We start from the raw sequence: 23,647 nt of genomic DNA, 5'->3' as shown, positions 1-23,647 counted from the left end.
ACTACTTGCTGGCGACGCCCCTCGTCTGCAACTGAAGTTTTAAATTCTCATCGGATGTTAGCGGCGCGCGTTTGGCGCGGATTTCCCGCGGCGGCGCGGGGTATAACCAAGGCAAGCGGCCGCGAACCCTTTGCGCCGCGCCGATCGGGAGGTGCCATGCGCGACATCGTGCAATTGCGTCCGGAAGGGCTGTACTGTCCGGCCGGCGGCTTTCATATCGATCCCTGGCGGCCGGTGGACGTGGCCGTGCTGACGCATGGTCACGGCGATCATGCGCGTTCGGGCATGGGCCGCTATCACACCAGCGCCGAAGGCTTGCCCATTCTGCAATGGCGTCTGGGCGACCAGGATTACCGGGTCCATGCGTACGGCGAGACCTTCACGTTGGGCGACGCGCGCGTGTCACTGCATCCGGCCGGCCACGTGCTGGGATCGGCGCAAGTGCGCATCGAAGTCGGTGGCGAAGTCTGGGTCGTGTCCGGCGATTACAAGCGCCAGCCCGATCCCACATGCAGCCCCTTTGAAGTCGTGCCGTGCGACACCTTCATCACCGAGGCCACCTTTGGATTGCCCATCTACCGCTGGCCCAGCGCCTCGGACGTGGCGCGCGACATCGTGCAGTGGCGTGACCACTGCGCCGCGCGCGGCGAGGCGGCCATTCTGTATTGCTATGCGTTAGGCAAAGCGCAGCGCGTGCTTGCGGAATTGATCCCGTTCATCGACCGCCCGGTCTACCTGCATGGCGCGATCGCCGCGGGCGTGGACGTATACCGCAAGGCGGGCGTGCCGCTGGCCGAGACGCGGCTGGTCATCGACGCGGACGGCCCCGCCGCCTCGGGCACGGGATTTGCTGGGGAGCTGATCCTTGCGCCGCCGTCAGCTGCCGGCAGCCCGTGGCTGCGGCGCTTTCGCAAGGCGCAGCACGGGTTTGCGTCCGGGTGGATGCGGCTGCGGGGCAATCGGCGGCGGCGCAACATGGATCGGGGTTTCGTGGTGTCGGACCATGCGGATTGGCCCGATCTGGTGCGCACGATCCGCGACACCGGCGCCAAGCGGGTCATCGCCACGCACGGCGATACCGAGGCGCTGGTGCGGACGCTGAATGATTCGGGCATCGCCGCGGAGACGCTGGCGACGCAGTACGGAGAAGACGACTAGGACGGACACGAACATCCTGGATCATCGACAGGGGAACGGACGCAGGCATGAAGCGATTCGCGGGGTTGTATCAGGAGCTTGACCGCAGCACCGCCACCTTGGACAAGCGCGCGGCGCTGGTGGCGTACTTCCGCGATGCGCCGCCGCGCGACGCGGTCTGGGCGCTGTATCTGCTGGCGGGCGGCAAGATCACCAGCGCGCGCAAGAAGATTGCCGGCGTGGGCGAGCTGCGCGCCTGGGCGGCCGACGCCTCCGGCACGGCGCCGTGGCTGCTGGACGCCTGCTATGACCAGGTCGGCGATCTGGCCGAAACGTTGGCGTTGCTGGTGCCGGATCCGGTACAGGCCGCGCCCGATCGCGGGCTGGCCGATTGGATCGAAGAGGTCTTGCTGCCCGTGGCCAATCGCGACGAGATCGAGCGGCGCGAGGTCGTCGTGTCGGCGTGGCTGGGCCTGCCCTATGCCGAACGTCTCGTGTTCAACAAGTTGCTGACCGGCGCGCTGCGCGTCGGGGTGTCGCAGCGCATGGTGCAGCAGGCGCTGGCCGAGATGTCGGGGGTGCCCATCGCCCGCATCGCGCAGCGCATGCTCGGCGCGTGGTCCCCCAGCCCGGCGTTCCTGCGCGACTTGCTCAGCGTCGAAGAGCTGCCCGGGGATCGCCAGCAGCCTTACCCCTTCTTCCTGGCCTCGCCGCTTGAAGGCGAGCCGGCCATTCTGGGACCCATCGACGAGTGGCTGCTGGAATGGAAGTGGGATGGGATCCGCGCGCAGCTGATCCGGCGCCACGGCGAAGTGTCGCTGTGGTCGCGCGGCGAAGAGCGGCTGGACGGGCGTTTTCCGGAAGTGGAAGCGGCCGCCGCCGCGCTGAACGTGGACTGCGTCATCGATGGCGAGTTGCTGGCCTGGCAGGATGGCCAGGCGGACCCCATGCCGTTTTCAGCACTGCAAACCCGTATCCAGCGCTTAAAGCCCGGCCCCAAGTGGCTGGCCGAGGCGCCCGTGCAGATGCTGGCGTACGACCTGCTTGAACTGGAAGGCGAGGACCTGCGCGAATTGCCGCAGGCAGAGCGGCGTGAGCGTCTGGAAGCGCTGCTGCGCCGCCACCCCGATCCGAGGTTGCGCATGTCGCCGGCCGTGGCGCCCACGGACTGGGACGAGGCCCACGCACTGCGCGCGGAATCGCGCGAGCGCGGTGTCGAGGGCTTCATGCTCAAGCGCCGCAGCGCGCCCTATCAAAGCGGGCGGCGGCGCGGTGACTGGTGGAAGTGGAAGATCGATCCGCTCACCATCGACGCCGTGCTGTTGTACGCGCAATCCGGTCATGGCCGGCGCAGCACGCTCTACACCGACTACACCTTCGGGCTGTGGGATGGCGATGCGCTGGTGCCGATCGCCAAGGCCTATTCCGGCCTGGACGACAAAGAGATCCTGGAACTGGATCGCTGGCTGCGCGCCCACACGCGCGAGCGCTTCGGGCCGGTGCGCTCGGTCGAGCCGGTGCAGGTCTTCGAACTGGGCTTTGAGGGTGTCAACCTGTCCAAACGGCACAAGTCCGGCGTGGCGGTGCGCTTTCCGCGCATCCTGCGCTGGCGGCACGACAAGCCTGCGGGCGAGGCCGATCAGCTTGACACCCTGAAGGCGCTGGCGCGATGAGTGGCGGGGCCCGGGGCAGGGACGCGCCGCTGATCGCGTGGTTCAAGACACGGGGCTGGAAGCCCGCGCCTTTTCAGCGCGAAACATGGCGCCGTTATCTGGATGGCGAGTCGGGGTTGCTGCACACGCCGACGGGCAGCGGCAAGACATTGGCGGCATTTGGCGGCCCGCTGCTCGAAGCGCTTGAAGACGACACACCGGTGCGCGCGGCAGCGGGCGAGGGACCACGCGTGCTGTGGGTGACGCCGCTGCGCGCGCTGGCCGCCGATACCACGCGGGCATTGACGCAGACGGCGAGCGAATTGGGCATCGACTGGACGGTCGCGTTGCGCACCGGCGACGCCAGCGCGCGTGACAAGCGGCTGGCGCGGCAGGGCAAGGCGCACGTGCTGGTCATCACGCCCGAATCGCTGGCGTTGCTGCTGTCGTACGCCGATGCGTCGCTGCGCTTTCGCGCGTTGCGCTGCATTGTGGTGGACGAATGGCACGAGCTCCTGGGCAACAAGCGGGGCGTGCTGTTGCAGCTATGCCTGGCGCGCGTTCGGAAGCTGTCGCCGGCCGCCAGGACGTGGGGGCTGTCCGCCACGCTGGGCAATCTGGAGCAGGCGCGAGCGGTGCTGCTGCCGCAGGCGCTGGACAGCGCGCTGGTGGCGGGCGCCAAGCCGCGCAAGATCCAGATCTCGACCTTGCTCCCGGAACGCAGCCGCGCCCTGCCTTGGGCGGGCCACCTGGGGCTGTCGCAGCTCGAACGCGTCTTCAAGCGCCTGTTCGACGTGCGCGCGACGCTGCTGTTCACGAACACCCGGGCGCAGGCCGAGCTGTGGCATCGCGCGCTGGAATCGATCTGGCCGGAAGCCCCGGCCACGCTGGCCCTGCATCACGGGTCGCTGGATCCCAAGCTGCGCGCCGGGGTCGAGCAAGGGCTGCGCGACGGCACGGTGCGCTGCGTGGTCGCGACGTCCAGCCTGGACCTGGGCGTGGATTTCCCCGCGGTGGATCAGGTGCTGCAGATCGGCAGCCCCAAGGGTGTTGCGCGCCTGCTGCAGCGCGCCGGCCGCGCCAAGCATCGGCCGGGCGAATCGGGCAACGTCGTCTGTGTGCCCGCGCAGGCGCTGGAATTGATCGAGTATGCCGCGGCCCGCCAGGCGATTGCGCGCGGCGAGATCGAATCGCGCATGCCACCCATCGGCAGCCTGGACGTGCTGGCCCAGCACGCCGTGACGCTGGCGCTGGGCGGCGGGTTCGACGCCGCCGAACTGTACGAGGAAGTTCGCGGCACGCATGCCTACGCCACGCTTGACGCTGCAACGTGGCAGGCCGTGCTGGACTTCATCGTGCAAGGAGGGCGCGCGCTGGCAAAGTACCCGGACTACCACCGCGTGGTGCGCGACGAGGATGGCTGCTACCGCGTGCACGACCGGCGCATCGCCTTCCGGCATCGGTTGTCCATCGGCACAATTACGTCCGACGGCGCGGTGGCGGTGAAGTATCTGCGGGGCGGCAGCCTGGGGTCCGTCGAGGAAGGGTTCCTGGCGCGTCTGCGGCGCGGCGACCGCTTCCAGTTCGCCGGCCGCACGCTGGAGCTGGTGCGGCTGGAGGGCATGGTCGCCTACGTGCGCCGCGCAAAGGCCGGCGACGGGCCCGTCGCGACGTGGCAGGGCGGCCGCATGCCCTTGTCGACGCAGTTGGCGAGCGAAGTGGAAAGCCTGTATTCCCATCCCGGCGACCATCCGGAAATGCGTGCGGTCGGGCCGCTGCTGCGGATTCAGGAAGCGGCCAGCGCGCTGCCCGACCACGGCCGGCTGGTGGCCGAGCGCATCAAGACGCGGCGCGGCACGCATCTGTTCCTGTTTCCGTTTGCCGGGCGCGCCGTGCACGAGGGCATCGCCGCAATGGTCGCGCTGCGCTGGGGCCGGCGACAGCCCAACACGATTTCCTACACCGTCAATGACTACGGCCTGATGCTGACCTTGGCCGAACCTGCCGCGCTGGACGACGCGCTGCTGCGCGCGCTGCTCAGTCCCGACAACATGGCCGAGGACCTGCGCGACGGCGTGAATCTTGGCGAAATGGCGCGCCGCCAGTTCCGGGAGATTGCCCGCGTTGCCGGCCTGCTGACGCCGTCGTTGCCGGGGCAGGCGGCGCGCTCGCTGCGGCAGGTGCAGGCGTCCAGCGGTCTGCTCTACGACGTGCTGCGCCGCTACGATCCCGATCACCTTCTGCTGGCGCAGGCGGAGCGCGAAGTCTTTGAATTGCAACTGGAGGCGCCGCGCCTGCTGGCGGCGCTGCAAGACTGCCAGCGCCGCGATCTGGCCTTGTGCGAACCGCGCGCGCTCACGCCGCTGTCGTTTCCGCTGTGGACCGAAAGCCTGCGCGGACAGCTCAGCACCGAGACGTGGCAGGCGCGTGTCAAGCGCGCCGCCGAGCAACTGGAGAAGCGTTATGCACGCATCGCCTGACGCAGGCCTGGCGATGGCGCTGGCGGGCGAGCGCGTCGTCCTGCTGGGCGCGCGCGCCATGCACTGGCCGGCGCGGTCCCGGCTGGTGATTGCCGACTTGCATCTGGGCAAGAGCCATGTGTTTCGCCAGGCGGGCATCGCCGTGCCGCGCGGCGCGACGATGGATGACTTGAATCGCTTGTCGGCGCTGATCGCGGCGACGCAGGCAACCGAGCTGCTGATCGTGGGCGACGTGCTGCACGGTCCCGCCGCGCAGGCGGCCTGGCGCGATGCGTGGATCGCGTGGCGCGAGGCGCATGCGGGCGTGGACGTGGCGGTGCTGGCCGGCAACCACGACCGGGCCCTGGACGCGCCGGCGCTGGGCATGCGCCAGCTTGGGCAGGCGTGGGCCGACGGCCCATTTCTTTTCCGGCATCTGCCAACGTCGGACACGCAGGGCCGGCATGTCATTGCCGGCCACGTGCATCCGAAGACGCGCGTGCCGGGCGTGCCGCGCAGCTGGCCGGCCTTCTGGCTGCGCCCCGGCATCACCGTGCTGCCGGCGTTTTCCGACTTCACGGGCGGACATCCGGTGCAAGGCGGGCAGGGCGCGTCGTTAGTCGCATGCGTGGAAGGCGATGCGCTGGCGCTGGGGTGGTCGCCACCCCCTCCGTGACGCCCCGCCGTGACGGGCACGACGTTTGCTGAACAGGGCGCATCTTCTTGCGCACCTTGTGCCCCAATCTTCATGACAGACCATCGCGGCCTTGCCGCTCAGCCGTCCTGCCTGGACATCCTCGATCAGGCACTTTCAGATGCCCATGCGCCGCTCGATCCCGGGCGGTGGCTGCGGATCCTTGTCGACCAGGGTTGCGACCGGTTGCCGCTGCCCGCCTCGGGCCGCACGCGCGAACGGTGGCAGGCGTTGGCCCGCGTGGCGGCAGCGGATCTCAGCCTGGCCAAGCTTTTCGAGGGCCACACCGATGCGCTCGCCATCCTGGCGGAGTTGCAGGCGTCGCCCGCGCCCTTGATGGCGAATAGCCGCTGGGCCGTGTGGTGCGCCGAACCCCCGGATCACCGCGTCCAGATCACGCAGCGCGCCGATGGTTCGACGCTACTGCACGGCGTCAAGGCCTGGTGTTCCGGCGCGGCATCCGTGACGCACGCGCTCGTCAGCGGCTGGAATCCGGCCGGAGAACCCTGTCTGGTCGCGGTGGCAATGGATCAGGATGGCGTCAAGGTGACCGACGCCGGCTGGCACGCGGTGGGCATGCGCGCGTCGGCCAGCGTCGACGTGGCCTTCAGCCACGTGCCGTGCACGCTGGTGGGCAAGTCGGGCGCCTACGTGGATCGCCCCGGTTTCCTGCACGGCGGCGCCGGTGTCGCGGCGTGCTGGTATGGCGGGCTGGTGCACATTGCACGGTCGCTGCGCGCGGCGTTGCCCGTGACGTCCGCCGATCCGCATCGCCTGGCGCATCTGGGCGCCGTCGACGTCGCCCTGGCGCAGGCGCGGGCAGTGCTGCGCGAGACCGCTGCCGAGATCGATGCGCATCCGCGCCAGTCGTGCGCGATGGCTTGCGCGCGAGCCCGCTTGGCCGTGGAGGCCGCGGCGGCCGTGGTGGTGGAACGGGCGGCGCGCGCGCTGGGCGCGGGGCCGTTGTGCCGCGACGCCGGCTTTGCGCAGGTGATGGCCGATCTGCCCGTCTTCATCCGTCAGAGCCATGCCGAACGCGACCAGGCGGCGCATGGACAAGCGGTGCTTAACCACGAGGGCGCGCCATGGGCGCTGTAGCCGCAGATCACTTCGAACGGCTGTACCGCGCCGACCCCGACCCGTGGCGCGTGGCAAGCGCGTGGTACGAACGCCGCAAGCGCGGCCTGCTGCTTGCGGCGCTCGGCCGCGAACACTATCGCCATGCCTTCGAGCCGGGTTGCGGCACGGGGGAGTTGACCCGATGCCTGGCGCTGCGGTGCGCGCAGGTCTGCGCCGTCGACGTCGCGCCGGCGGCAGCCGCGCGTTGCGGCGAGCGCATGGCGGGCGAGGGCCTGGACCACGTCGCGGTGCTGGCGCTGGACCTGCCGCGGCAGTGGCCAGACGTGCCGCCAGACGGCTTTGACCTCATCGTGCTGTCGGAAGTGGCGTATTACCTGGACGACGCCGCGCTTCGCGCTTTTCTGCATGGCGTGGACGCGTCGCTGGGTGCCGGCGGCGAACTGGTGGCCTGCCACTGGCGCCCGGACTTCGATGACCGTCTCCAACCCACGGATGCGATGCATGCCGCCCTCGGCGCGCTGCCCGGCCTGGTGTGCACGGCGCGGCACGAAGAGCCCGAGTTCCGCCTGGATGTATGGCGCAGACAACCCCAAGGAAGCGATTCATGATCGGCGTGTGTATTCCGGCGCACAACGAAGAGCGCCATATCGAGGACTGCCTGCGCGCCGTACTGCGCGCCTCGCGCCATGCGCGGCTGGGCGGCGAAGCGGTGCGGATCGCGGTGGTGCTGGATCACTGCGTGGATCGCACCGCGGGAATCGTCGCCGGCTGGCCGGTGGATCTGCTGACGGTCCACGCGCGCAACGTGGGCGTCGCGCGTGCCGCCGGCGCGCATCATCTGCTGGATGCCGGCGCGCGTTGGCTGGCCTTCACCGATGCCGACACGAACGTGTCGCCCGATTGGCTGGCCGACCAGCTTTCCCTGAACGCGGAGGTGGTGTGCGGCACGATATCGGTCGCGGGATGGGAAGCGCACGGCGCGTTTGCGCAGCGGGCGCGCGGTGCGTTCGCCGCGCATTACCAGGACCGCGATGGCCACCGGCATGTGCACGGGGCGAACCTGGGCGTCGCGGCGCACGTGTACCGGCGCATCGGCGGCTTTGCGGCGTTGACCTGCAGCGAGGACCAGGCCCTGGTCGACAAGCTGGAAGCCGGCGGCGCGCACATCGCATGGTCCTGCCTGCCGCGCGTGACCACCAGCGCCCGGCCGTACTCACGCGTCGAAGGCGGATTCGCGACCGCGCTGCGCAGAGGGTGGGACGCGGCGGCAGTCAGCGAGGGCGCTCAGCCGGACCCGGAGCCGGACGGGGAGGCCGGGGCGCCGTTCTGCCACTGCTCGTGATAGGCAATCATCCGGGCCAGCGCGTGCTGCGCGCTGGCCCGCCGGATCGCGTTGCGGTCGCCTTCGAAACGCGTCGTCTCGGTGTAGACGGCGGGCGCGCCATCGGCGGGGCCGGCCTTGAATACCCATGCGTAACACTGCGTGCCGGCGGGAATGTCGGGGTCGGTGCCGTCGGTGACGCCCGTGTTTGAAATTGCGACGTTCGCCGGACTGTTGCGGGCGGCGCCCAGCGCCATTTCCCTGGCCACCGCTTCACTGGTCAGATTGTGGCGCTGCAGCGTACGCGCCGCCACGCCCAGGCACTTCTGCTTGGCCTGCGGCGAGTAGGTCACGAACGCGCAGTCCAGCAACGCGCCCGCGCCCGGTATGTCGGCAAGCGTGGCGGCAATCAGCCCAGCCGTGCACGACTCGGCCGTCACCAGTTGCAGCGAGTGCTCGTGCATGTACGCGGCGACCCGTTCGATGGCATTCATTCGCGTCCCTCCTGGCGTGAATGCCCGGGCGGCCAGCAAGCTGCGTGCCGCCCGCGTGCCGACTGCCTGCCCCGTCACCTGTCAGGCGGTTTGTGAGCCACCGCCACCCCCACCGATCCGCACGGCAGCCGGTATTTGCCTCCCCCCAGCCACGTGACGGGTTCGCCGGTCGGAAGGGTGCAGACGTAGATGGGGACACCGGATGCTTCTTGCGTTCTCCTTGCGATCAAACGCCGTTCTACGCGGCAGGTGGAGCGATCGGGGAGTTTTACGATTACATCGGACAGCCTGGATCCTGAAGCCATATTTCATCTCCTGAATGTCGTGTGTCGTGTTGCCGGATGCGGTTGTTGGGCCTTGCCACGGCGTTCTGACCGCATGACCCATTCTTAGCACCGCGACCGCCTTTGGCCTATCGGCCATACAGCGTGGACCTTGTGCGGTCCGGCCGGCCGCCTCCGTCCGGCACAGCACTTGCTGCCCTGGCGAGGCGGGCAGGCGAGGGCGCGCAGCTGTCCCCGAACCCGGCCCGCTTGATGTGCAACTTGCAACGGGAGAGACGATATGAGTAGAGACCCGAGGAACACGCCGGCATTTCGAGGCGAGCGGGAACCGTGGCAGGATCCCGCGCCTTCGTTCGGATACCAGAGCGAAGGCACCCGCCAGGCAGGCACGCGCGAGACGCGAGAGCCTGTGCGCAGCCGCAGCGCGGATCCTGGCCAGAGCAGCTACGGCGGATTCTCGAACGAAGATCCCTCGTTCCAGCGTCAACAGGTGGTCGAGGGGCAGGACCGCGGGCGTGGCAGCGATGACCGCCACCATGACGCGCGCGGCCGATATGGCGATCAGGGCCGCGGCACGGGCGGCCAGGGCCGATATCCGGGCGGGCGCGACCGCGCCTACGGGCGCGATCAGTCCTACGACGGCCCCACGTCCTTTGGCGACGACGAAGGCGGCTATTACGGCGACCGTCCGGCCTGGCGCGAGGAATCCATGTCCTTCGAAACCGCCGAGCGCGGCGGCTACAACCGCGGCCCGACGGCATGGCGCGACCGCGCATCGCGCAGGACCGATCCCAAGGGCTACATCCGTTCGGACGACCGGATTCGCGAGAACGTCTGCGAGGCGCTCGCCCATAGCGGCCTGGACGTGAGCGACGTGTCGGTTTCGGTCACCGATGGCCGGGTCGTGCTGGAGGGCACCGTCCCCAACCGCCGCATCAAGCATCACATCGAGGATTGCACCGTGGAATGCGCCGGCGTCAACGACGTCGACAACCGGATCCGCGTCAACGAAAGGAGCAAATCATGACCAAGCAGAAGGACGACAAGCACAACGAGACCGGCGCGGACCGCACCCAGGACGATACGCCCCGGCAATCGCAGGCGAGCCACGGCGACACGCAGAACCGCACCAAAAAGGAGGGCCATACCACGCAGATCGGCACTGGCCAGGACCAGCAGAGCCAGCGCAACCGCGGGCAGGGCGCCCGGTCCAAGCCTTGATCCTGTCCTGTGCATTGAGCAGGAACCGTAGCCGATGACGCTGGACGCGTTGTGGGACTTCCTGCAGTGGCCGGCCATGGCGGCGTCGCTTGCCGCCGCCTGGCTGGTCGCCTCGCGCAGCCCTGCCCGGCGCACGGCCGGTTTCTGGGTATTTCTTGCCAGCAACGTGTTGTGGGTGGCCTGGGGGCTACACGACGACGCGTGGGCGCTTATTGCGCTGCAACTAGGATTGGCCGTGCTCAACGTGCGCGGCGTCCTGAAAAACGATTCTTAGGGCGCCTGCCGGCAGGGCCAAAGGCCTATACTTTTTCCATCACGCACGCTCCGGCGCACGACACAGGGCGTCTGCCGCCTTCCCCCCGCGCGGCGTTCGCCGGGCATTCATGTGCACAGGGTCATGGCCCCTTTTCCAAGGAGGCAATTCCCATGTCGCGCCCCAGCAGATAGACGGCTTTACACGCTGTTTGTAAAGACATCGCCATCAAGGAGATGTGTGATGAACAACCTGTCCAGCAGTAGTTTGGACGATCTGCGGGCGGCGGCCCGGGGTCAGATCCTGTCGGCCGGCGATGCCGGTTACGACGAGGCCCGAAAAATCTGGAACGCCACGGTGGACCGGCGGCCTGCCGTCATCGCGCGATGCGCCGGGCCGGCCGACGTGCGCCGTGCCGTGGACTACGCGCGCGAACACGGCCTGGTGATTTCCGTGCGGGGCGGCGGCCACAATATCGCGGGCACCGCCGTCTGCGACGGCGGCATGATGATCGACCTGTCGCCCATGAAATCGGTGCGCATCGATCCGGCGCGCGCCAGGGCCTACGTGGAACCGGGCGCTACCTTGTCCGACCTCGATCACGAAGCGCAGGCGTTCGGCCTGGCGGTGCCCTTGGGCATCAATTCCACCACCGGCGTTGCCGGCCTGACGTTGGGAGGCGGTTTTGGCTGGCTGACGCGCAGGTTCGGCATGACCATCGACAATCTGGTGTCTGCGGATGTCGTCACCGCCGACGGCCAGATGCTGCGCGCCAGTGAATCGGAGAACCCGGATCTGTTCTGGGCGCTGCGCGGGGGCGGCGGCAATTTCGGTGTGGTCACGATGTTCGAATTCCAGCTGCATCCGGTGGGCCCCGAGGTCTACGGCGGTCTGGTGGTGTTGCCGCTCGAACAGGGCCGCGAGGCGCTGGCGCGCTACCGCGACGCATTGCCATCGATGCCGCCGGAGCTGACCGTGTGGGCCGTGCTGCGCCAGGCGCCGCCGCTGCCGTTCTTGCCGGCGTCCGTGCACGGAAAGCCCATCGTCGCCTTCGCCGCGTGCTACACGGGCGGGGTGGACAAGGGGCCGCAGGCGCTGGAGGCGGTGCGGGCCTTGGGCGAACCCTATGGCGAGCACCTCGGGCCGATGCCTTATGCGGCCTGGCAGAAGGCGTTCGATCCCTTGCTGACGCCCGGCGCGCGCAACTACTGGAAGTCTCACAACATCGGTGAGCTGCAGGACGGGCTGATCGACGCCGTCGTGTCGGCGGTCCAGAACGTGCCGTCACCGCAATGCGAGATTTTCTTCGGCCACATTGCCGGCGCGGCGATGCGAGTGCCCGTTTCCGCCACGGCCTATCCGCACCGGTCCGCGCAGTTCGCCATGAATGTGCACGGACGCTGGGACGATCCTGGGGACGATGCGCGGTGCATCGCCTGGACGCGCGACATTTTCAAGGCGACCGAGCCCTGGTCGCAGGGCGGTGTGTACGTCAACTTCCTGACGCAGGACGAGACGGCAAGGGTGGGCGCGGCCTATGGTGAAAACTTCGACCGGCTGGTGCAGGTAAAGACCCGCTACGATCCGCACAATCTCTTCCGGCACAACCAGAACATCAGGCCGTCCGCGCCTTGAGGCACGCGGGGCGGCGTGTCAGCCGGGCCGGCGCAATGCGGCATGCGACCGGCCCCGCTGCTTGCGCCGCCAGATCAGCACGCCGGTCACGGACAGCATGACGACGATCAGCCCGAGAAGGCACGCAAAGATCCGGTAGGGCAGGCCGAAGACGTGCGCCATGTGCAGCGCGCCCAGCCAGTTGCTGAAGGTGTCGCCCCATGCGCCGCGCGTGGGCAGGTACATGCCGCGCCGCTCGCCCGTGTTGGCGTCGATCAGGACGGCGGTGTTGCCCACATGGCGGCGCAGGTCGGCATCGCTATGCGCCAGGTACGCGTACATGCCGCGCCGCCGGTCCAGCATCAGCGACTCCTCGCCATCCACGGTAAAGCCGCGTTCTTTTGCCAGTTCGCCCATCGCGCGGCGCGCGGCCGCAAGGGCGGCCGGGCCGTCCAGCGCGGGCGTGGCCAGCGGCTGCGGCAGGACGGGCGCGCCCCGCCACGATGTGTCGAACGTCATGATGACCGACATCACCGGCTGGTAGACCTGGGCCCGCAGGTTGAACATGACGCTGGACCACGCATACACCAGCAGCAGGACCCACAGCCACAGGCCGAAGGCGCGGTGCAGATCCAGCGTCACGCGCGCCGGCGACGCGCCTTGCTTGATCGACCAGGCCGGCCGCCACGCGCGCCAGAATCCCGCGCGTTTCGCGCCCTTGGACGGCAGGGTCAGGTAAAAGCCGGCAAAGCAGTCCAGCGTCCAGATGAGCGCGATCACGCCATACAGCAAGCGGCCCCAGACGCCGGGCAGCGTCAGATCCAGATGCAGCCGGTAGATGAAGGGCAGCAGGTTCTCGCGCGCGAGCGACACCGCACCCTCGTTGCGCCAGCCCAGCACCTTGCCGCTGTAAGGATCCGCGAAGGCATGCGTGGCGGGCAGCGGCAGCATGCGCTCGGCGGCCGCATCCTGCCGCGGCGTCAGTCGAAAGACCACGGCCCGGTCCGCCTCGCGCCGCAGCGGCACCTGCTCGATGCCGGCCCACGGCAACTGTGCGCGAACCGCGTCGCGCAGGACGAAGGGATCCAGCGGCGCGCGTCCCTCGGCGGGCGCCAGGAACAGCTGCGGATTCAACCAGGCGTCCAGGTCTTCCTTGAAGGCCAGGATGCTGCCCGTCAGCCCGGCCACGCACAGGAACAGGGCGGTGGCCAGCCCCGCCCATCGGTGCACGCGGACCCAGAACGGGCGCGCTGCGATTGCCATGCCGCGCTCAGTACTTGGCGCGCAGCGTCAGCAGGAAGGCCTGCGGCTCGCCAAAGATGTTCTGCGAGCGCGGCGAGCTGATGGTCGCGTAGTACTTGCGGTCGAACAGGTTGGTGACGTTGAGCGCCACATCCAGGTTGCGGTTGATCTCGTAGCCGATCTTCATGTCGACCGTCGCATAACCGCCTTGCTCCAGCCGTGCGCCGTTGTACTGCGGCAGGGCAACATAGGTGCCGCTTTGCACGTTGACGCCGCCGCCGATGGTCCACCGGTTTGCCACGCCGGGCAGCCGGTAGTCCGTCCACAGCCGCAGCAGATGGCGCGGCGCGACGGCGGTCACGTTCGAGTCGTACGAGGCGCTTTGGTCCACGCGCGTCTGCAGCCACGTGTAGCCGGCGTAGATGTTCCAGCCCGGCTGGATCTCGCCGTTGACCTGCAGTTCGAAGCCGCGGTTGCGGGTCTTGCCGTTGGCCGTGTAGACCGTGGTGGAATCCGGCGAGAGCGTGGCGCGGTTCTCGTCGCGGATCTCGAACACCGCAAACGAGGCATTGAGCGCGCCGTCCAGGTATTCGCCCTTGATGCCGGCCTCGATCTGCTTGCCTTCCAGCGGCTTGAGCATGCTGCCGTCCGCCGTGGTGTATCCGTTCTGCGGCAGGAAGATCTCGGAGTAGCTGGTATAGACCGAATAGGTGTCGTTCAGGTCATAGATCAGGCCCAGGTTGGGCGTGAACTTGCCATCGTAGTTGGCCTGCTGCGCCTTTTCCGCGGTGAGCGTGCGCTGATTGGACGTCAGGTCCCACCAGCTGAAGCGCCCGCCCGCCACCAGCGTCAGCGGCTCGGCCAGACGCAGGCGCAGGTTGCTGTAGAGGCCCCATTGCTTGGTGCGCGCGTGGTTGCTGTTGTTGAAGGCATAGTCCAGGCGGTCGAAGTCCGAACGCGGGTTCGTGATGTCGATGCGCGGCGCCCAGTTCGGCGTCGGATAGTTCCACGCGTTATCAAAGCGCGAGTCGGTGTAGTTGGCGCCCAGCGTCAGATTGTGCTGACGGCCGAACAGCTGGAAGGGGCCGTCGGCATAGGCGTCGTAGGACGTCTGCGCCTGCCCCGTCGGGCCCTTGGCCGACAGCAGCTGGATCAGGTTGTTCGAGGTATTGGCCGGCCCCCAGCCGTACGCCTGTTCGCGGTCCAGCTTGTTTTCGGCGTAGCGGCCGGACAGCTTGGCGGTCCAGCCATTGTCCAGGCGGTGCTCCACGTCGGCGAAGGCTTCGGTGGACGTGAACTGGTCACGGTTCCAGTCGGCGCCGATGAAGGTGGAGCGCTTGATGTCAGCCAGCGAAAAACTGGGCTGGCCGCCGGGGCCCACGGTCATGAGCGCCGGGATCGACCACATCGACGCGTGGATGTCGCGCTCCTGGCGGCCGCCGCCCACCGTCAGCGTGGTGCGCGGCGTGAAGTCATACGCCAGCGCGCCGTACAGCACGGAATGCTGCTCGTTGGTTTTGTCGTAGAAGAAGCGGCGGTTCTGGTAGACGCCAACCAGCCGTCCGCGCAGCGAGCCATCCTCGTTCAGGCCGCCGGTCAGGTCGACTTCGGAGCGGTAGTTGTCCCACGATCCCGCCGAGACGCTGCCTTCGAAGCCGAATTCCTTTTGCGGGCGCTTGTGGACCAGGTTGATCGCGCCGCCCAGCCCGCCGGCGCCGTTGTACAGGCCTGCGGGGCCTTTCAGGACCTCGACGCGGTCGTAGATGGCAAGGTCCGTCGAGGACAGCATGCGCCAGTCGTATTGCGTGGGAATGCCGTCGATCTGATACGACGTCATGTCAAAACCGCGCGAATGGAAGATCGAGCGGCTGTTGTCGCGGCGTTCGACGGTGACGCCCGCCGTGTTGCGCATCGCATCGTCCAGCGTCTGCATGGCCTGCTGGCGCATCCGCTCTTGCGTGACCACGCTGATCGACTGCGGAATCTGGCGCTGCGTGAGCGGCGTCTTGGAGCCCACCGTGGTCGGCGGGTTGTAGCGTTCGGCGGCCGAGTCGCCCGTCACCGTGACGGGGGCCAGCGTGCTGACCGACGGTGCAGCGGGCCGGATGACGAAGTGGCGTTCGCCCGTCTGTTCGGCGACCAGGCCGCTGCCCGCCAGCAGCGCCGCAAAGCCCTCGGCGATGGCGTAGGGCCCGCGCAGCGCCGGCGCCTGCCGGCCCGTGGTGAGCGACGGATCGAACGACAGCGTCACCCGCGCCGACGCGGCGTACTGGTTCAAGGCGGTCTCAAGCGGCGCGGCGGCCTGTTCGACCGTCACGCGCGCGGACTGGGCATGAACGGCAGGGGCAAGCGCCAGCGCGGCGCACAGCGGAAGCAGGCGCAGAAGGCGCGTCGGGGTGGGGCGGGCAGAGCGGGACATGACGTAGGCGATCCTGGTTCAAACGGGGGTTGTCATTCCCTATGTCGAACGAGGACGCCAAAACCCGTAAACGGAATCGCCAAAAAGTTGTAACGGCATTCAGGCGGGCAGCACGCGGGTCCACAGGCCCGCGTAGCGCTCGATCCGCGTGGGCAGCGCGCGGGACAGCGTATTGAGCGCGCCCGGCAGGTCGTCCAGCAGGAAGACGCCCGACACCCGCAGATCGGCCACGGCGGGATCGCAGCTGATCCAGCCGCGCTGATAACGCGACAGTTCCTGCAGGAAGTCCGCGAGCCGCATGCCGCGCACGGTCAGCACGCCGTCGGCCCAGCTATCGGCGTCAAACGGCACGGCGGGTTCGCGCCGCGCATCGCGGTCCGTCACGCGGTAGCGCCCGCCCGGGTCGGCGCGCGATTCGGCGCCGTGCACGGGGGCAATGCGCAAGTCGCCGAGCTGCATGTCCAGCAGCGTGGCGTCTTCGATCGTGCGCAGCAGAAAGCGCGCCTGCGTGGCGGTGAAACGCGCCTGGCGTGTGCGCACTTCCCACGGGGCGGGCGCCGCGCCCGTGTCCATGCGCAGCTCGCCGGCCAGCAGGGTCAGGCGCCGGCCGCCCGGGTCGGTCCGCACGGCGCTGCCCGTGTTCAGCCACAGTTCGGCCCCGCCCTCCAGCGCGAACCGGCGACGCTCGCCGACGCCGCTGCGGTAGTCGGCGGTCATGCGATCCCAGGCGCCGTCGCGCCACGCCAGCGTCGCGCCAGCGCCCACCGTTCCCAACGCCAGCATGGCAAGGACGCGGCGGCGGCCACGGGCGGGGGCGGCGCGCAGCGCGGACGCCGCCGCCGAACCGGACACCGCGCGCAGATCCGTCTCGATCGCCTGCAACTGGCGCCAGACCCGTTCGTGCTCGGCGTCGGCCTCGCGCCAGCGGCGGCAGGCCTCGTGCTCGGCGGCATCGGCGTGGCCCGAGTTCAGGCGCACCGCAAAGGAAATGGCGCGATCCAGCACCACGGCGCGATCAGCCATAGCGCAGTTCGTAGCAATGACGGATGGCGGCGGCCATGTATTTTTCGACGGAGCTCACCGATACGCGCAGGGTTGCCGCGATGTCGGGATAGGTCAAGCCGTCCAGCCGGGACATCAGGAACGCCGCCTTCGCCTTGGCGTTCAGGCCGTCCAGCATTCGGTCGATGCGCACCAGGGTTTCGAGCAGCAGGGCACGGGTTTCGGGAGAAGGGGCCTGGGCTTCTGGCAGCAGGGCCAGCTCGTCGAGGTAGGCCCGCTCCAGCTTGCGCCGGCGGATGTGGTCCACGGCCAGGCCGTGCGCCAGCGTCGTCAGGTAGGCGCGCGGCTCTTGCAGGCCGCGGGCGCGCTCCGGCGCGGCCAACAGCCGATGAAAGGTGTCCTGCGCGATATCGGCGGCGTCAAAGCCGCACCCCAGCTTTCTGCGCAGCCAGTTCACCAGCCAGCGGTGATGGTCCACATAGAGTGCGCCCACATGATGGTGATCCGGCGCCAGGCTGCGAGTCATGGAAGTGCGGAGAAAGGGGAGACGTTGGCAATCCCGGACGGAAGGTGTCGAGATTGAGAATGGTTCTTATTGTATCAGCGGTTTGCGGGGGCGGCATCAGGGAATCCGAGGGGGGCAGGTGTCAGGCGGGACGCTGGCTTTCCAGTTCGTGCTCGATGCCGGCTTTCAGCGCCAGCAGATGCGGGGCATGCCGCTGCGCCACCGCGGACGGCGCGTCCTCGGTGGTGAGGCTGATGTTCAGCGCCATTGCCGGGCCGCCCAGCGGGCGTAGCGGCGTGGACAGCGCCACCACGCCCGGCTGCCACGACGCCACGCAGTATCCGCGCGCCGCCACCTTGGCGATGGCGCTGTCGATGTCCGCGCGGATCGGCTTCCAGGTGGCGCTGCGATAGCCCTGGCGGATCTGGTCCAGCAGCGCGTCGCGCATGGCGGCGTCCAGCGTCGCCAGGTAGGCGCGGCCCAGCGACGTCAGCTCGATCGGAACCCGCTGGCCCGCAACGATGGTGCGCAGGGACGCCTTGCGGTTGTAGCGGATGGATTCCAGGTAGACCATGTCGGCCCGGTCGGCGCTGGCCAGGCCCACGTTCAGACGCTGCTTGACGGACACCTCGCGCATCAGCGGCGTGGCCGCGCGCAGCACCGGAGACGAGGCGTGCATGGCGTGTCCCAGGCTGAGCACCGGCGCGGCCAGGCGATAGGCGCGCGCGCGCCGGTCGTGTTCCAGAAAGCCGCTGGTCACAAGTGTCTGCGTCAGCCTGCTGACCGTCGCCGCCGACAGGCCTGTGCGTTCGGCCAGATCGCCATTGCCCAGCAGGTCCGTGCCCGGCTTGAACGCGCGAAGGATCTCCAGGCCGCGTTCCAGCGAGCGGTTCTGGCTGACGCCGGTGAAGCGGCGGCTGGCGGCGGGAGCGGGTTCGGAGGCGGCGGGCATGGCAGTGCAATTCCACTAGATGGAAATAGGGCGGTGCATTTGCACACTGTAGCGCCTACCTTGTCGGTGTTGCCAGCCCGGCAGCCGTTGTGGATTCCGGGGCTGGCCCCGGAAACGACGGAGCACGGAAATGGCTGACTACGAATTCATCAAACTGCAGACGCGGGACGGCGTGGCGACGCTGACACTGAACCGCCCCGACAAGCGCAACGCGATCAGCGACGCAATGCGCAGCGAATTGATCCAGGCGCTGGAGCACGTCGCACAGGACCGCGCGATCCGCGCGCTGGTGCTGACAGGCGAAGGCAAGGGATTCTGCGCGGGCGGCGACATCGCGGGCATGCAGCGCAGGATGGACGCGCCGGCGGGCGAGGTCGGATTCAACGGATGGTCGCGCCAGCAGCGCGTGCACCACGCGCAAGGGCTGCTGTTCAACATGCCCAAGCCGACGATCGCGGCGGTGAACGGCGCGGCGGCGGGGCTGGGGGCGGACACGGCGCTCAGCTGCGATTTCATCGTGGCGTCCGAAAGCGCCTCGTTCACGTGGAGCTACATTGCGCGCGGCCTGATCCCGGACGGTGGCGGCATGTATTTCCTGCCGCGCCGCGTCGGCCTGGCGCGCGCGAAGGAATTGATCTATTCCGGGCGCAAGGTGGCGGCACAGGAGGCCCTGCAACTGGGCATCGCCGACCGGCTCGTGCCGGCCGGTACCGAGGTGGAGGCAGCCCAGGCATGGGCGGCGGAATTGAGCCAGGGCTCGGCCACGGCGTTGGCGCTGGGCAAGTCGATCCTGGACCAGACGTTTGAACTGACGGCCGACCAGGTGTTCGCCATGGGCAGCCAGGCGCAAGGCATTTGCTACACCAGCGCCGAGCACCGCGATGCCGTGGCCGCGTTTCTGGAAAAGATGGCGCAGGCGCAGGCGGCCCGCGCCCAGGGAGAGAAGCCGTGAGCGCGCTGGACAAGCTGCTGCGGCCCCGCAGCGTGGCAGTGGTCGGGGCGTCGGCGGACCCCGCCAAAACCTCGGGCCGGCCCGTGGCCTACCTGCGCAAGCACGGGTTTCAGGGCAGCATCTACCCCGTCAACCCGAAGGCGTCCGAGATCGACGGCTTGCGTTGCTACCCCGATATCCGCTCGCTGCCGCAGGCGCCCGACGTCGCCATCGTGGTGCTGGGCGCCGAGCGCACGCAGCAGGCCGTTCGCGAGCTGTCCGCCATCGGCACGGGCGCGGCCATCGTGCTGGCAAGCGGATACTCGGAAAGCGGCGAGGAGGGCGCTCGCCGCCAGCAAGCGCTGCGCGAGGCCGCCGGCGCCATGCGCATTCTGGGGCCGAACACCATCGGCCTGGTCAACCTGACCGACCGGGTCACGTTGTCGGCCAGCGGCGCCCTGGAAATCGACGACCTGCAGCCCGGCGCGGTGGGGCTCGTCTCGCAGAGCGGCGGCATCCTGGGGGCGCTGCTGTCGCGCGCCGCCGCCCGCGGCGTGGGCCTGTCCAAGCTGATTTCGACCAGCAACGAGGCCGATCTGGAAGTGGCCGACTTCGTGGACGCGCTGGCCGACGACCCCGCTACGCAGGTCATCGCGCTGTACCTCGAGAGCCTTCGCCATCCCGCCAAGTTCCGCGCCGCCGCGCGCAAGGCGCGGACCGCCGGTAAACCGGTGGTGGCGTTCAAGATTGGGCGTTCGGAATCGGGCGCGCGGGCGGCAGCGTCGCACACCGGGGCGCTGGCCGGCGCCGACGCCATGTACGACGCGCTTTTCGAGGATGCGGGCATCATCCGGGCGCAGACCTTCTCGGACCTGCTGGATATTCCGGCTGCGCTGGCGCACGCACGCAAGCTCCCCGGACGCCGCGTTGCGATCCTGACATCGACAGGCGGCGCCGGCACGCTGGTGGCGGACTGCCTGGGCCTCGCGGGGTTCGAGCTGCCGGCGCCTGACGGCGCCACCGGCGCGGCGCTGCGCGCCCTGCAACCCGGCACGCCCGCCGCGCTGGACCGCAATCCCATCGACGTCACGCTGGCGGGCCTGCAGCCCGAACTGCTGCGCGGCGCCATCCGCATCCTGCTCGACAGCAGCAGCTATGACGCGCTGGTGGTGATCGTCGGTTCGTCCGGCGTGGCGCAGCCCGAACTGATGGCCGGCGCTTTGAAGGACACGTTGGCTGGCGCCGCCAAGCCCGTGATGGCCTACATCAGCCCGCACGCGCCCCGCGCCGCCGAGGTGCTTGGCCGCTACGGCATACCGGCGTTTCACACGCCCGAAGGCGTCAGCGCGGCCATGGCGGCGATGTGGCAGGCACAGGCGCGCGTCGAGGCTGACAACGCGGTGCCGCCGGACGCAGCGTTGCCGGGCGGCCTGGATCTAGGGGACGGCGGCTCGCTGGACGAGGCGCAGGCCAAGGCGCTCTTTGCCCGGTTCGGCGTGCCTGGCGTCAAGGAAATCGTCGTGCGCGACGAGGCGCAGGCCGCGCAAGCCGCGGCCGCGCTGGGCCCAAGGGTCGTCCTCAAGCTGCTGTCGCGCCACATCACGCATAAGAGCGACGTGGGCGGCGTAGCCGTGAACGTGGCGCAGGAGGACGTGCCCGCACGGCTGCAGCAGATGCGCGAGGAAGTTCTGCGTCATACCGGCGGCGAACCCCGCGCCTTCCTGGTCCAGGAGATGGTGAGCGGCGCGGCGGAAGTGATCGTCGGCCTGCATCGGGATCCCCTGGGGTCGGCCATCCTGCTCGGCATGGGGGGCGTGGTCGCCGAACTGGTGCGGGATACGACGCTCTTGATGCTGCCCGAAGACGGGACCGGCCTGTCGCCGACGCAGGTGATGGCCGGACTGCGGCGGCTCAAGACCTGGCCCTTGCTGGACGGCTACCGCGGGCGCGAGCGCGCCGACGTGCCGGCGTTGGTCGCCGCCGTCGTCGCGTTCTCACGCATGGCGGGCGCGTTGGGAGATGTCCTCGTCGAAGCCGAAATCAATCCGCTCTTCGTTCGGCCTGCGGGCCAGGGCGTTTGCGCGGCGGACGGCGTGGCCGTCCTGCAAAGCCGCCTGAACTAGTTCAGGCGGGTGGATAAAAACAGGAGACAACCATGAAACAGCAAAACTTCTTCACGCGTGGCGGCATCGCCATGGCCGCGGCGGTACTGGCGCTGGGCGCATTGGCCGCGCCGCAGGCGCGCGCGGCCTACCCCGACAGGCCCTTGCGCATCGTCGTGCCGTTCACGCCGGGCGGCGGCACGGATCTGATCGCGCGCCAGTTGGCCAAGGGCCTGACGCAGGAATTGGGCCAGACCGCGGTGGTGGAAAACCGCCCTGGCGGCAGCACCATCATCGGCACGGAGAACGTGGCCAAGAGTCCGCCTGACGGCTACACCTTGCTGATGGCCACGTTCGCCCATGCGGTGAACCCGGCCATCCACAAGAAGCTGCCCTACGATACCGAGCGGGCCTTCGCGCCGGTCGCGATGATCGGCAAATCGCCCAACGTGCTGGTGGTGTCGCCGAACTCGCCGTTCAAGAGCGTGCAGGAGATCCTTGCCTACGCGCGCGCCCATCCCGGCAAGCTGACGTTTGGATCCTATGGCAACGGCACCTCGGCCCATCTGGCGGGCGAGCTCTTCAAGAGCCTGGGCAAGGTGGACATCCTGCACGTGCCCTACAAGGGCGCCGGCCCCGGCATCAACGACCTGATCGGCGGGCAGATCGACATGATCTTCTCGACCTCGGCCAGCGTCAGCGGCCACATCAAGAGCGGCCAGCTGCGCGCACTGGCCGTGACCACGAAGCAGCGTTCGCCGGCCTATCCCGATGTGCCGACCGTCGCGGAAGCGGGCGAGGCGGGATATTTCGTGGATAGCTGGTATGGCGTGTTCGTGCCGAACGGCACGCCGCCCGCCGTCATCGACACGTTGAACGCGGCAATCAGGAAGGCGTCCGGCGATCCGGATTTCCGCGCGGCGCTGGAGCTGGAAGGCCTGGCGCCCGATGTGGGCACGCCCGCCGCGCTGGGCGAGTACGTCAAGGAGGAAGAGGCGCGCTGGAGCCGGATCATCCAGGACGCCGGAATCACGGACAAGCCCTGAGCGGGCCTGCCCCGTGTTCGCGGGCGTGCGTTCAATGCAGCTGGTCGGACCCTTCCGGCTGCAATTCCGACAGCGCCTTCCAGTCCGGATCCTGGAACATGCGCAATTGAATCGGATACACGGGGTGCCCTGCCAGGCACTTGTTGAACGCATCCAGAAACGCCTCGACATTCGGCGTGTAGTAGCGCCATTCTTTCTGATGATTGCCCGTCAGGCAAGCCACCTGCACGCCGGCGTCCGAATTCTCGAAGCCCTGCTCGACGGCCTCTTCGAAGCTGTTGGTGCGCTGCTTGTCTTCATCATTGGGCATGCCCGATTCGATGCCCTCGTACGGCCACGTGATGGTGATCAGGTTCTCGTTGATCTGGCGGTCGGCCTCGGCCGGCAGACCGGCGCGAAAGCGGATGACGACCGGCAGTCCGTTGACGCGGGCTTCGCCCACCGCCCAAAGATCGCCTGGAAAAATGCTGGGCATTGCTTGAACTCCTTTTCACTACTTCGTCGAAACAGGCCACGAGTCTATCGCAAGCGGTCCAGACGGGCCGCGGGGCCCTTGCAGCGGCCCTGCGCAGGGGCCTCGGGGATGTTGACGATTGTCAATTTCGGGGTTTCTGGCCGATCTATGCTGGCGCTGCGCAGGCGTTGCGCGCAGTGAACCTTGTGCGATTGGCAATCGGGTGGAGATCGATCATGAACATGAAGACTGCGGCCATTGCCGCGATGCTTGCCTTGTCGGCCCCTGGCTTGGCGCTTGCCGCGCCGCCCTCTGACGCGCCCGCGCGCCCAGCCCAGCCTGCCTCGCCGGGCGGCAATGTCCAGGACTTCGACAAACAGGCTGCGCAAGTCAGGGATAACCTGGAAAACATGCAAAAGCAGATGGATGAGATCCAGAAGACCACCGATCCGGATGCGCGGCAGAAGCTCATGCTTGAGCATCGGCAGCTCATGCAGAACACCATGGGCATGATGCGCCAGATGTGGACGGGCGGCATGGGACCTTGCTGCGCGCAGGGTGGCGGCGGCCCCCATCATCGGGGAGGCCCGATGATGGGATGGAACGCCATGAGAGGCAATTACTCCGGACTGACGCCTGAACAGGTCCGGGAGCATCAATACATGCGCGACCAATACATGGGAATGCAGCAGCGGATGATGGAGCAGATGCTGCAGCAGCAACTCAATTCGGCCACGCCACAACGGTGACCGCCGCGGTGGGTGTGCGCCTGGCAGCGGCGACGC

At 68.6% G+C, this 23,647-nt stretch carries 22 protein-coding genes; 15 read left to right on the top strand and 7 right to left on the bottom strand.

Annotation, left to right across the window (positions count from 1 at the left end; translation table 11 throughout):
- Positions 1-156 precede the first annotated feature (156 nt).
- From KVT32_RS18655 to KVT32_RS18625, 7 genes are all read left to right on the top strand, one after another.
- Positions 157-1,158, top strand: coding sequence for a ligase-associated DNA damage response exonuclease (locus KVT32_RS18655; RefSeq protein WP_152385131.1), 1,002 nt, complete (start codon positions 157-159; stop codon positions 1,156-1,158).
- A gap of 47 nt (positions 1,159-1,205) precedes the next feature.
- Positions 1,206-2,810, top strand: coding sequence for an ATP-dependent DNA ligase (locus KVT32_RS18650; protein WP_175157046.1), 1,605 nt, complete (start codon positions 1,206-1,208; stop codon positions 2,808-2,810).
- The gene (locus KVT32_RS18645; RefSeq protein ID WP_217618662.1) at positions 2,807-5,269 is read left to right on the top strand and encodes a ligase-associated DNA damage response DEXH box helicase; all 2,463 of its coding nucleotides are present in this window, start codon (positions 2,807-2,809) and stop codon (positions 5,267-5,269) included. Before KVT32_RS18650 ends, KVT32_RS18645 begins: the two co-directional genes overlap by 4 nt.
- The gene (pdeM, locus tag KVT32_RS18640) at positions 5,253-5,924 is read left to right on the top strand and encodes a ligase-associated DNA damage response endonuclease PdeM (protein ID WP_217618661.1); all 672 of its coding nucleotides are present in this window, start codon (positions 5,253-5,255) and stop codon (positions 5,922-5,924) included. Before KVT32_RS18645 ends, pdeM begins: the two co-directional genes overlap by 17 nt.
- A gap of 72 nt (positions 5,925-5,996) precedes the next feature.
- Entirely contained in the window at positions 5,997-7,040 is a 1,044-nt protein-coding gene (locus KVT32_RS18635; protein WP_217618660.1) for an acyl-CoA dehydrogenase, read from the top strand.
- Entirely contained in the window at positions 7,028-7,630 is a 603-nt protein-coding gene (locus KVT32_RS18630; protein ID WP_152385126.1) for an SAM-dependent methyltransferase, read from the top strand. Before KVT32_RS18635 ends, KVT32_RS18630 begins: the two co-directional genes overlap by 13 nt.
- Entirely contained in the window at positions 7,627-8,364 is a 738-nt protein-coding gene (locus KVT32_RS18625) for a glycosyltransferase family 2 protein (RefSeq protein ID WP_217618659.1), read from the top strand. Before KVT32_RS18630 ends, KVT32_RS18625 begins: the two co-directional genes overlap by 4 nt.
- Here the strand turns inward: KVT32_RS18625 and KVT32_RS18620 are convergent.
- Positions 8,307-8,837 carry a CinA family protein gene (locus tag KVT32_RS18620; RefSeq protein ID WP_152385124.1) on the bottom strand — a complete coding sequence of 177 codons (531 nt, stop codon included), beginning with the start codon at positions 8,835-8,837 and terminating at the stop codon, positions 8,307-8,309. The genes KVT32_RS18625 and KVT32_RS18620 overlap by 58 nt on opposite strands.
- A 564-nt stretch (positions 8,838-9,401) precedes the next feature.
- Between KVT32_RS18620 and KVT32_RS18615 the strand changes: the two genes are divergently transcribed.
- The 4 genes from KVT32_RS18615 (at position 9,402) to KVT32_RS18600 (ending at position 12,230) form a co-directional block, all read left to right on the top strand.
- Positions 9,402-10,148: a BON domain-containing protein gene (locus KVT32_RS18615; RefSeq protein WP_152385123.1), complete on the top strand. Its 747-nt coding sequence runs from the start codon at positions 9,402-9,404 to the stop codon at positions 10,146-10,148.
- Positions 10,145-10,342: a hypothetical protein gene (locus KVT32_RS18610; protein ID WP_152385122.1), complete on the top strand. Its 198-nt coding sequence runs from the start codon at positions 10,145-10,147 to the stop codon at positions 10,340-10,342. Before KVT32_RS18615 ends, KVT32_RS18610 begins: the two co-directional genes overlap by 4 nt.
- Before the next feature lie 34 nt (positions 10,343-10,376).
- Positions 10,377-10,616 (top strand): hypothetical protein, encoded by a 240-nt coding sequence (locus KVT32_RS18605; RefSeq protein ID WP_369818539.1) that lies wholly within the window; start codon positions 10,377-10,379, stop codon positions 10,614-10,616.
- 222 nt (positions 10,617-10,838) lie between these two features.
- Complete coding sequence (locus KVT32_RS18600) at positions 10,839-12,230, top strand: FAD-binding oxidoreductase (protein WP_175157041.1); 1,392 nt, start codon at positions 10,839-10,841, stop codon at positions 12,228-12,230.
- Positions 12,231-12,248: 18 nt separating this feature from the next.
- Here KVT32_RS18600 and KVT32_RS18595 read toward each other — a convergent pair whose 3' ends face one another.
- The 5 genes from KVT32_RS18595 to KVT32_RS18575 form a co-directional block, all read right to left on the bottom strand.
- The gene (locus tag KVT32_RS18595; protein ID WP_152385120.1) at positions 12,249-13,472 is read right to left on the bottom strand and encodes a PepSY domain-containing protein; all 1,224 of its coding nucleotides are present in this window, start codon (positions 13,470-13,472) and stop codon (positions 12,249-12,251) included.
- Positions 13,473-13,479: 7 nt separating this feature from the next.
- A complete protein-coding gene (locus KVT32_RS18590; protein ID WP_217618658.1) occupies positions 13,480-15,870 on the bottom strand; it encodes a TonB-dependent receptor in 2,391 nt (796 codons plus the stop codon).
- Positions 15,871-15,969: 99 nt separating this feature from the next.
- A complete protein-coding gene (locus KVT32_RS18585; RefSeq protein ID WP_217618657.1) occupies positions 15,970-16,893 on the bottom strand; it encodes a DUF4880 domain-containing protein in 924 nt (307 codons plus the stop codon).
- Positions 16,886-17,398: a sigma-70 family RNA polymerase sigma factor gene (locus KVT32_RS18580; protein WP_217618656.1), complete on the bottom strand. Its 513-nt coding sequence runs from the start codon at positions 17,396-17,398 to the stop codon at positions 16,886-16,888. Before KVT32_RS18580 ends, KVT32_RS18585 begins: the two co-directional genes overlap by 8 nt.
- A 121-nt stretch (positions 17,399-17,519) precedes the next feature.
- Complete coding sequence (locus KVT32_RS18575) at positions 17,520-18,329, bottom strand: IclR family transcriptional regulator (RefSeq protein WP_217618655.1); 810 nt, start codon at positions 18,327-18,329, stop codon at positions 17,520-17,522.
- A 130-nt stretch (positions 18,330-18,459) separates the two neighbouring features.
- Here KVT32_RS18575 and KVT32_RS18570 point away from each other — a divergent pair, with 130 nt between their 5' ends.
- From KVT32_RS18570 to KVT32_RS18560, 3 genes are read left to right on the top strand one after another with little or no spacing between them, the layout of a single operon-like run.
- Complete coding sequence (locus KVT32_RS18570) at positions 18,460-19,281, top strand: enoyl-CoA hydratase/isomerase family protein (RefSeq protein ID WP_175157036.1); 822 nt, start codon at positions 18,460-18,462, stop codon at positions 19,279-19,281.
- A complete protein-coding gene (locus KVT32_RS18565) occupies positions 19,278-21,383 on the top strand; it encodes an acetate--CoA ligase family protein (RefSeq protein WP_217618654.1) in 2,106 nt (701 codons plus the stop codon). Before KVT32_RS18570 ends, KVT32_RS18565 begins: the two co-directional genes overlap by 4 nt.
- Positions 21,384-21,415: 32 nt before the next feature.
- Complete coding sequence (locus KVT32_RS18560) at positions 21,416-22,408, top strand: tripartite tricarboxylate transporter substrate binding protein (protein ID WP_175157034.1); 993 nt, start codon at positions 21,416-21,418, stop codon at positions 22,406-22,408.
- Between the two features lie 31 nt (positions 22,409-22,439).
- On the opposite strand, the gene KVT32_RS18555 is transcribed toward KVT32_RS18560, so the two are convergent.
- Positions 22,440-22,883, bottom strand: a complete 444-nt coding sequence (locus KVT32_RS18555) for a DUF695 domain-containing protein (RefSeq protein ID WP_217618653.1) — start codon at positions 22,881-22,883, stop codon at positions 22,440-22,442.
- Between the two features lie 215 nt (positions 22,884-23,098).
- Here KVT32_RS18555 and KVT32_RS18550 point away from each other — a divergent pair, with 215 nt between their 5' ends.
- Positions 23,099-23,611 carry a hypothetical protein gene (locus tag KVT32_RS18550; RefSeq protein ID WP_227741275.1) on the top strand — a complete coding sequence of 171 codons (513 nt, stop codon included), beginning with the start codon at positions 23,099-23,101 and terminating at the stop codon, positions 23,609-23,611.
- The last annotated feature ends 36 nt before the right edge of the window (positions 23,612-23,647 follow it).

The organism is Achromobacter sp. GbtcB20 (assembly GCF_019091095.1).
GTDB lineage: Bacteria > Pseudomonadota > Gammaproteobacteria > Burkholderiales > Burkholderiaceae_B > Achromobacter > Achromobacter mucicolens.
This window is presented reverse-complemented; position numbering and strand designations above follow the sequence as displayed.